Raw genomic sequence first — 7,767 nt, forward strand, 5'->3', positions numbered from 1 at the left:
AACGTACCCCACGGGGCGCGCAGAACCACACGCCTGGAAGACGTCCTGGAAGATGCCAGCGTCAATGCCGTGCTGGTCCTCACGCCGCCCAATACCCATCTTGAACTTGTGCGACAGGCAGCGCTTGCAGGCAAGCATGTGCTGGTCGAAAAGCCTCTCGAAATCGATTTGAACCGGGCCCATGCGTTGGTGCAGGCCTGCGAAACCGCAGGCGTCATGCTGGCGGTGATGCTGCAACACCGGATGCGCGATGCTGCGCTCGGAGCCCTGGCCGTTTTGCGTGACGGCAGCATGGGCCCGTTGGTGAGTGCCGCCGCGTCGGTCCGGTGGTGGCGGCCACAAAGCTATTACGATGAGCCCGGCCGCGGCACTTTGGCGCGGGACGGCGGCGGCGTGCTGATCACGCAGGCCATTCATACCCTCGATCTGCTGCTCAGCTTTACCGGCATGCCGGAACGCGTCACCGGGATGGCGAGCACCAGCGCGGTGCACCGCATGGAAGGCGAAGACACTGCTGCCGCATTGCTGCACTACGGCAACGGTGCGGTCGCGGTGGTTCAGGCCACCACGGCGGCCTACCCCGGCTTTCCCGAGCGCATTGAACTCAACTTCACCAAAGGCACCGTGACGATCGAGGGCGGTGAAATGCACGCTATTTTTTCCGATGGAAAAACGCTGACTGCGGGTGCACGCCAGGCTTCCGGCGGCGGCGCAAACCCCATGGCGTTTGACCACGCGCCCCACCGCGCGGTACTGGAGGACTTCATCCGCTCAGTGCAGGACGGGCGTGCCCCCACCGTGACGGGACGATCCGCGCTTGGCGTGCAACAGGTCATTGAGGCGATCATGGAATCATCCAGAACAGGCACTGCCGTATCACTTCATCCAGCGACAAGGATCCCTGTGATGTAGGTAAAAATAGTGCGCTTTGACATTGCCCGGCACCGCGATTAGGCCCATTGCGGCACCCGCGGCATCAGGGTTTTCCAAGAGTTTTGGGCCGCGAGTCAAACGCAGCGGGGGTGGGCAGCTATAAAACTCGTAGCAGTCAGCAATTTGCGTTATATTTGGCCCCAAGCTTTCGAAGCTTTCTGCTTAACAACCCCCTGTGACCAAACTGTGACCCGAGGAGATAACCTGATGAGTGCCAAAGAAAATGCAGCGGTAGGCCAATTGCTTGAACTGCTGGAAGCACGCTACGCACTGCGCGTGTTGTGGGCCCTGAAAGATGGCCATCCTCAGACATTCCGCCTTCTGCAAGACAGCATCGGCAGCATCACACCCAACACCCTCAACACCCGCATCAAGGAACTGCGCGCAGCCGGCCTGCTTGGCCACGGCAGCGACGGCTATACGGTCACCGCACTGGGCGCCGACCTCCTCAAGCGCTTGAACGAACTGCAGGCATTTGCAGGCAAGTGGGCCGTCAGCCAGACCAAGAAGAAATAACTGACGCGGCCTTCTGGCTCCAAAAAAGCGACCGTAAGGTCGCTTTTTTTTATGCGGCTTATGCGGGATATGTTTGCGCCAGAAGTTGACCCGCACATTACATCAGCATGGTCACGCAGCCCTAGTCCACTGCAGCGCCGGAACGTTTCACCGCATCACCCCACAGCGTGATGTTGCCCGCAATATGCCTGGCAAGTTCCTCGGGCGTGCCCGGCGCCACCTCGGCGCCTCGCGACTGCAGCTGCGCACGCAACTCCGGATCCGCCAGGGCTTTGTGAATCGCTTCGTTCAGGCGATTGATGACGGGCCGCGGCGTTCCGGCCGGAACAAAAATCGCGTCCCACGCGCTGACATCAAATCCGGGCAGGCCCGACTCGGCAATGGTGGGCAGATCCGGCCAGCCCGCCACGCGCGTGGCCGTGGTCACCGCCAGGGGTTTGATGCGTCCGCTTTTCGCCTGGGGTGCGGCATTCGGCATGACCTCGATCATCATGTCGACCTGCCCACCGATCAGGTCCGTCATGGCCTGCGCGCCGCCGCGGTACGGTATGTGCACCACGGCCAGGCCTGCGCGCGATTTGTAGATTTCTCCTGCCAGGTGGGACGTGGTGCCATTCCCGGCGGAGCCAAAGGTGTATTTGCCGGGATTCGCTTTAAGCAGTCGAGTGAGCTCCGCCATGGAATTCACCTGCAGCGTCGGCCGCACCACAACCATGGCGGCGATACGGGTGAGCTGGGTCACGGGCTCAAAGTCGCGCGTTGGGTTGAAGCCGGGCGATCTGTAGATGGCGTGGTTGATGGCATGCGTGCCGTTCGTGCCGTACAACAAGGTATAACCATCGGCCGGCGCCCTCGCGGCTGCCGCACTGCCCACATTGCCGCCGGCGCCGCCCAGGTTCTCGATCACGATGGGCTGGCCGAGCTCTTTGGCCGCGCGCAGCATGACCAGCCGGGCCAGAGTGTCGCCACCACCGCCCGCCGGAAAAGGAACGATGAGCTTCACGGGTTTGCTCGGGTACGCTGCAGCCGGCTGGGCGTAGGCCACTGGCAAGCCGGCGAAGACAAGCGCCGACGATGCCGCCCACACRGCAGCCAGCCGGACTGCCGTGTGGGAAAACTCACGCAAGCGATTGAAGCGGGGCTGGTTCTTCACGGGGCGTCTCCTGAGGCGTGCTGTTGTCACAGGCGCGTTGAATGGTTCATGCAAGCAAGAAAATACTTAGTCAACTTATTTTATTGCACGCAATAACTCGTTTCTCACCCTCATTAACCCTAATAACTTCAAATAAATCAAGATACTGCATGCAATAATTCAGCCGCTTCACCCCCTCGTCCACTCACCCAAGACCTATGTCCTCCCAGATTGACTACACCACCCAGGCATTGCGGCAACGGATCCTCAGCGGCCAGGCGGCCCCGGGCGAACGCATGGTGGAGCTTGAGCTTTCCGCGCAGCTTGCGGTGTCACGCACACCCATCCGCATCGCGCTTGGCGAGCTGGAAAAGGAAGGCCTGCTGGAACGCCTGCCGACACGCGGCTTTCGTGTCAGGCAATTCAGCGTTGACGAGATTGCCGATGCAGTTGACGTGCGGGGCGTACTGGAGGGCATGGCAGCGCGGCAGGCCGCAGAGCGCGGCATCACGCCGGAAACCCGGGAAGCGCTGCAGGCCTCTATTGAAGARGGCAGGCTGCTGCTGGAACAAGCCCGGGCCGCCGGCCATGTGATTGACGCGGCCCGCTGGGTCCCGATGAACGCCCGCTTTCATGACGTCCTGGTACACGCCGCCGGTAACAGCACCTTGCGCTCTGCGCTCGCCCACGTCAGCAAAACGCCGATGGCCGGCGCTGGCGCACTCAGCCTGAACGGTGCCCTGCCGCTGCTGGAGTTCGGGTTCATCCAGCGCGCGCAGACCGACCACGAAGATGTTCTGGCCGCACTGCTGGCCGGCGAAGGCGCGCGCGCTGAGGCGCTGATGCGTGAACACGCCCACCGCAGCCGGGACAACAAGCGGGAGCTGATGATGCGGATGCAAAAACCCGCGGCGCAGTGAAAATTTTTTGCCGCATTGCCAGATTCCCGATATTTTTGCCATCCAGACCAATGGGGATGCGCGCAACCAGCTATCAATAGCATAGCGCTTGGCCCACCGTCCGGGGCCATTCAACGGACAGCCGCAACCCCTGGCCGCCAGCCAGGACCGGCGTGGCCAGCCACTACAATTCAGCCCACGAACCAGCGCCTGCGGCTGGGGCATCCCCGGTCCAAGGAACGGCAGCGCCCCAACCGCGCTGGACACTCCAGGCCGCGTACCGCAGCCAACTATCTGGACCTAAAACGAAGCCCCTGTCTTGAAAAGGGCTTTGCCATCCCCAGCTGGAAACATTACCAGCTTCAACCCTGTTTTCGAGCATGTCAGACAATACACAACCCGAACAAAATCAACCACTTAGCGGTGAGCCCAGCCCTGAAGAACTGGAAGCGGCGCAGGCTGCCAACGAGTTTGACGCGCTGACCGTGGCGCAGGCCGAAGTCGCCACGCTGCAAGCCAAAAACACCGAATTGGCCGACAGCTACCTGCGCGCCAAGGCGGAGACCGAAAATGCCCGGCGCCGTGCCGATGAAGATGTCGCCAAGGCCCGCAAGTTCGCCCTGGAAAGTTTTGCCGAAAGCCTCCTGCCTGTGGCAGACAGCCTGGAAGCCGGCCTGTCGATCAAGGACGCTACCGTCGAGCAGGTCCGTGAAGGCGCCGAAGCCACGCTCAAGCAGCTCAGAAGCGCACTGGAGCGCAACCGGGTGGTAGCCATCGACCCCGCCGCCGGCACCAAATTCGACCCGGCCCAGCACCAGGCCATCAGCATGGTTCCCGCCGAACAGGAAGCCAACACCGTCGTCAGCGTTCTGCAGAAGGGCTACCTGATTGCCGACCGTGTACTGCGCCCCGCCCTGGTGACGGTGGCCGCACCGAAATAATTCAGAAAACCCTGTTGAGCACTTGAAGTCACGCAAGTTATCCACAAGTCATCAACATAGTTATCAGCGGCGCACACCGCAACCCTTTCAATCTTTAACGAATCAAAAAGCAGGAGTACATCATGGGAAGAATCATCGGCATTGACCTGGGCACGACCAACAGCTGCGTCTCCGTCATGGAGGGCAATACGCCCCGCGTCATCGAAAACTCGGAAGGTGTGCGCACCACCCCTTCCATCGTGGCTTACCAGGAAGACGGCGAAGTGCTGGTCGGTGCATCAGCCAAACGCCAGGCCGTGACCAACCCCAAGAACACGCTGTACGCCGTCAAGCGCCTGATCGGCCGCAAGTTCACGGAAAAAGAAGTCCAGAAGGACATCGCCCTGATGCCCTATTCCATCGTGGCCGCCGACAACGGCGACGCCTGGGTGGAAGTGCGCGGCAAGAAGCTGTCGGCCCAGCAAGTCAGCGCCGACATCCTGCGCAAGATGAAAAAGACCGCCGAAGACTACCTCGGCGAACCCGTCACCGAGGCCGTGATCACCGTGCCTGCGTACTTCAACGACGCACAGCGCCAGGCCACCAAGGACGCCGGCCGCATTGCCGGCCTTGATGTGAAGCGCATCATCAACGAACCTACCGCAGCAGCCCTGGCCTTCGGCCTGGACAAGCAGGAAAAGGGCGACCGCAAGATTGCCGTGTATGACCTGGGCGGCGGCACCTTCGACATCTCCATCATCGAGATCGCCGATGTCGACGGCGAAAAGCAGTTTGAAGTTCTCTCCACCAACGGCGACACCTTCCTGGGCGGCGAAGACTTCGACCAGCGCGTCATCGATTACATCGTGGCCGAGTTCAAGAAAGACAGCGGCATCGACCTGTCCAAAGACGTCGTGGCCCTGCAGCGCCTGAAAGACTCGGCTGAAAAGGCCAAGATCGAGCTGTCCAACAGCCCGCAGACCGAAGTCAACATTCCCTACATTGCGCACGACCCCGCCACCGGCCCCAAGCACTTGCTGGTCAAGCTGACCCGCGCCAAGCTCGAAAGCCTGGTCGACGAACTGATCGAGCGCACGATTGCGCCCTGCCGCATCGCCATGAAAGACGCCGGTGTCACCGCCGCCGACATCCATGACGTGATCCTGGTCGGCGGCCAGACCCGCATGCCCAAGGTGCAGGAAAAGGTCAAAGAACTCTTCGGCAAGGAACCCCGCAAGGACGTGAACCCCGACGAAGCCGTGGCCGTGGGCGCCGCCATTCAGGGCCAGGTGCTGTCAGGCGACCGCACCGACGTGCTGCTGCTCGACGTGACGCCGCTGTCCCTTGGTATTGAAACCATGGGCGGTGTGATGACCAAGATGATCAAAAAGAACACGACCATCCCGACGAAGTTCGCACAGACCTTCTCGACTGCTGAAGACAACCAGCCGGCCGTGACGATCAAGGTGTTCCAGGGCGAGCGCGAAGTCGCATCCGGCAACAAGGCGCTGGGCGAGTTCAACCTCGAGGGGATTCCGCCCGCAGCGCGCGGCACGCCGCAGATCGAAGTGTCCTTCGACATCGACGCCAACGGCATCCTGCACGTCGGCGCCAAGGACAAGGGCACCGGCAAGGAAAACAAGATCACCATCAAGGCCAACTCCGGTCTGTCTGAAGCCGAGATTCAGCAGATGGTGAAGGACGCCGAGCTGAACGCCGAAGAAGACAAGAAGAAAGTCGAGTTCGTCACCGCCAAAAACAACGCTGAGGCCATGGTGCACAGCGTGAAGAAATCGCTGGGCGAATACGGCGACAAGCTTGAAGCCGGCGAGAAGGAAAAGATCGAAGCGGCTATCAAGGACATGGAAGAAGCGCTCAAGGGCGATGACAAAGCCGCCATCGACGCCAAGAACACGGCCCTGATGGAAGCCAGCCAGAAGCTCGGCGAGAAGATGTATGCGGACATGCAGGCGTCTCAGGCGGCAGCCGGTGGTGACGCAGGCGCAGCGGGCGCCGCACAGGCCGAAGCCAAGCCGGCAGACGACAATGTTGTGGACGCCGAAGTCAAGGAAGTCAAGAAGGGCTAAGCGCTTTCACAAAAAGCACCCCTGCATTGGCGCGATAACTGCATGCAAAAGCAGACGGCAAAGGCAGCCAGGCAAAGGCGGAAAWCCGGGAGTGATCCCGGATTTCCGCTTTTGTGTTTCCTGTCCCCGGTGCCCGCCGCGCTTGCCGGCAAGCTGACTTTCACAACAACGATTCCCGACTGACCTGCCATGGCCACCAAAAAAGACTATTACGACACGCTGGGTGTTCCCAAAAATGCCAGCGATGAAGACATCAAGAAGGCATACCGCAAGCTCGCAATGAAGCACCACCCCGATCGCAACCAGGGGGATGCGTCCAAAGTTGCCGAGGAAAAATTCAAGGAGGCCAAAGAGGCCTACGAGATGCTGTCCGATGCCGACAAACGTGCGGCCTACGACCAGTATGGCCACGCTGGCGTGGACCCCAACATGCGCGGCGGTCCCGGGGCGGAAGGTTTTGGCGGCTTCGCCGAAGCCTTTGGCGACATCTTTGGTGACGTCTTCGGCGGACAGCGCGGCGGCCAGCAGCGTGGCGGGCGCCAGGTCTACCGCGGCGGCGACCTCAGCTACGCGATGGAAATCACGCTGGAGGAAGCAGCGCACGGCAAGGAAGCGCAGATTCGCATCCCCAGCTGGGACGACTGCAACACCTGCCACGGCAGCGGCGCCAAGCCAGGCACCAAGGTCGTGACCTGCACCACCTGCCATGGCCACGGCGTGGTGCAGATGCGCCAGGGTTTCTTCAGCGTGCAGCAAACCTGCCCGCAGTGCAAAGGCACCGGCAAGCTGATTCCCGAGCCTTGTGTGACCTGCCATGGCGTGGGCAAGACCAAGAACAACAAGACGCTGGAAGTCAAGATTCCCGCGGGCATCGACGACGGCATGCGCATCCGCTCCACCGGCAACGGCGAGCCCGGCACCAACGGCGGCCCGCCCGGCGACCTCTACATCGAGATTCGCCTGAAAAAGCACGACATCTTTGAGCGCGACGGCGACGACCTGCACTGCGTCGTGCCCATCAGCTTCACTACCGCCGCGCTGGGCGGTGAAATTGAAGTGCCGACACTCGCCGGCAAGGCCGCCATCGATATTCCCGAAGGCACCCAGGCMRGCAAGCAGTTCCGCCTGCGCGGCAAGGGCATCAAGGGCGTGCGCTCCAGCTAYCCMGGYGACCTGTATTGCCACATCACGGTCGARACRCCTGTCAAACTGACCGAACACCAGCGCAAGCTGCTCAAGGARCTYGACGAGTCGCTGAAAAAAGGCGGCGCCAAACATTC

Annotated in this window: 7 protein-coding genes; 6 read left to right on the plus strand and 1 reads right to left on the minus strand. The window is 61.4% G+C overall.

What is annotated here, in order from left to right; translation table 11 throughout:
* Positions 1-912 (plus strand): Gfo/Idh/MocA family protein (locus AC1D0Z_RS13370; RefSeq protein ID WP_477658716.1); only part of this gene is annotated, 912 nt, incomplete at its 5' end.
* A gap of 228 nt (positions 913-1,140) precedes the next feature.
* The gene (locus AC1D0Z_RS13375) at positions 1,141-1,449 is read left to right on the plus strand and encodes a winged helix-turn-helix transcriptional regulator (protein WP_477658717.1); all 309 of its coding nucleotides are present in this window, start codon (positions 1,141-1,143) and stop codon (positions 1,447-1,449) included.
* Between the two features lie 121 nt (positions 1,450-1,570).
* Here the strand turns inward: AC1D0Z_RS13375 and AC1D0Z_RS13380 are convergent, their stop codons facing one another.
* Positions 1,571-2,602, minus strand: coding sequence for a Bug family tripartite tricarboxylate transporter substrate binding protein (locus AC1D0Z_RS13380; RefSeq protein ID WP_477658718.1), 1,032 nt, complete (start codon positions 2,600-2,602; stop codon positions 1,571-1,573).
* Between the two features lie 197 nt (positions 2,603-2,799).
* Here AC1D0Z_RS13380 and AC1D0Z_RS13385 point away from each other — a divergent pair, with 197 nt between their 5' ends.
* The 4 genes from AC1D0Z_RS13385 to dnaJ form a co-directional block, all read left to right on the plus strand.
* Positions 2,800-3,501 (plus strand): GntR family transcriptional regulator, encoded by a 702-nt coding sequence (locus AC1D0Z_RS13385; protein WP_477658719.1) that lies wholly within the window; start codon positions 2,800-2,802, stop codon positions 3,499-3,501.
* Between the two features lie 359 nt (positions 3,502-3,860).
* Positions 3,861-4,421 (plus strand): nucleotide exchange factor GrpE, encoded by a 561-nt coding sequence (gene grpE / locus AC1D0Z_RS13390; RefSeq protein WP_477658720.1) that lies wholly within the window; start codon positions 3,861-3,863, stop codon positions 4,419-4,421.
* A gap of 122 nt (positions 4,422-4,543) precedes the next feature.
* Positions 4,544-6,487, plus strand: a complete 1,944-nt coding sequence (gene dnaK, locus AC1D0Z_RS13395; RefSeq protein ID WP_477658721.1) for a molecular chaperone DnaK — start codon at positions 4,544-4,546, stop codon at positions 6,485-6,487.
* 189 nt (positions 6,488-6,676) lie between these two features.
* Positions 6,677-7,767: molecular chaperone DnaJ (dnaJ, locus tag AC1D0Z_RS13400; protein WP_477658722.1), on the plus strand; the 1,091-nt coding region annotated here is incomplete at its 3' end.

Source organism: Polaromonas sp. P1_E3 (assembly GCF_056405935.1).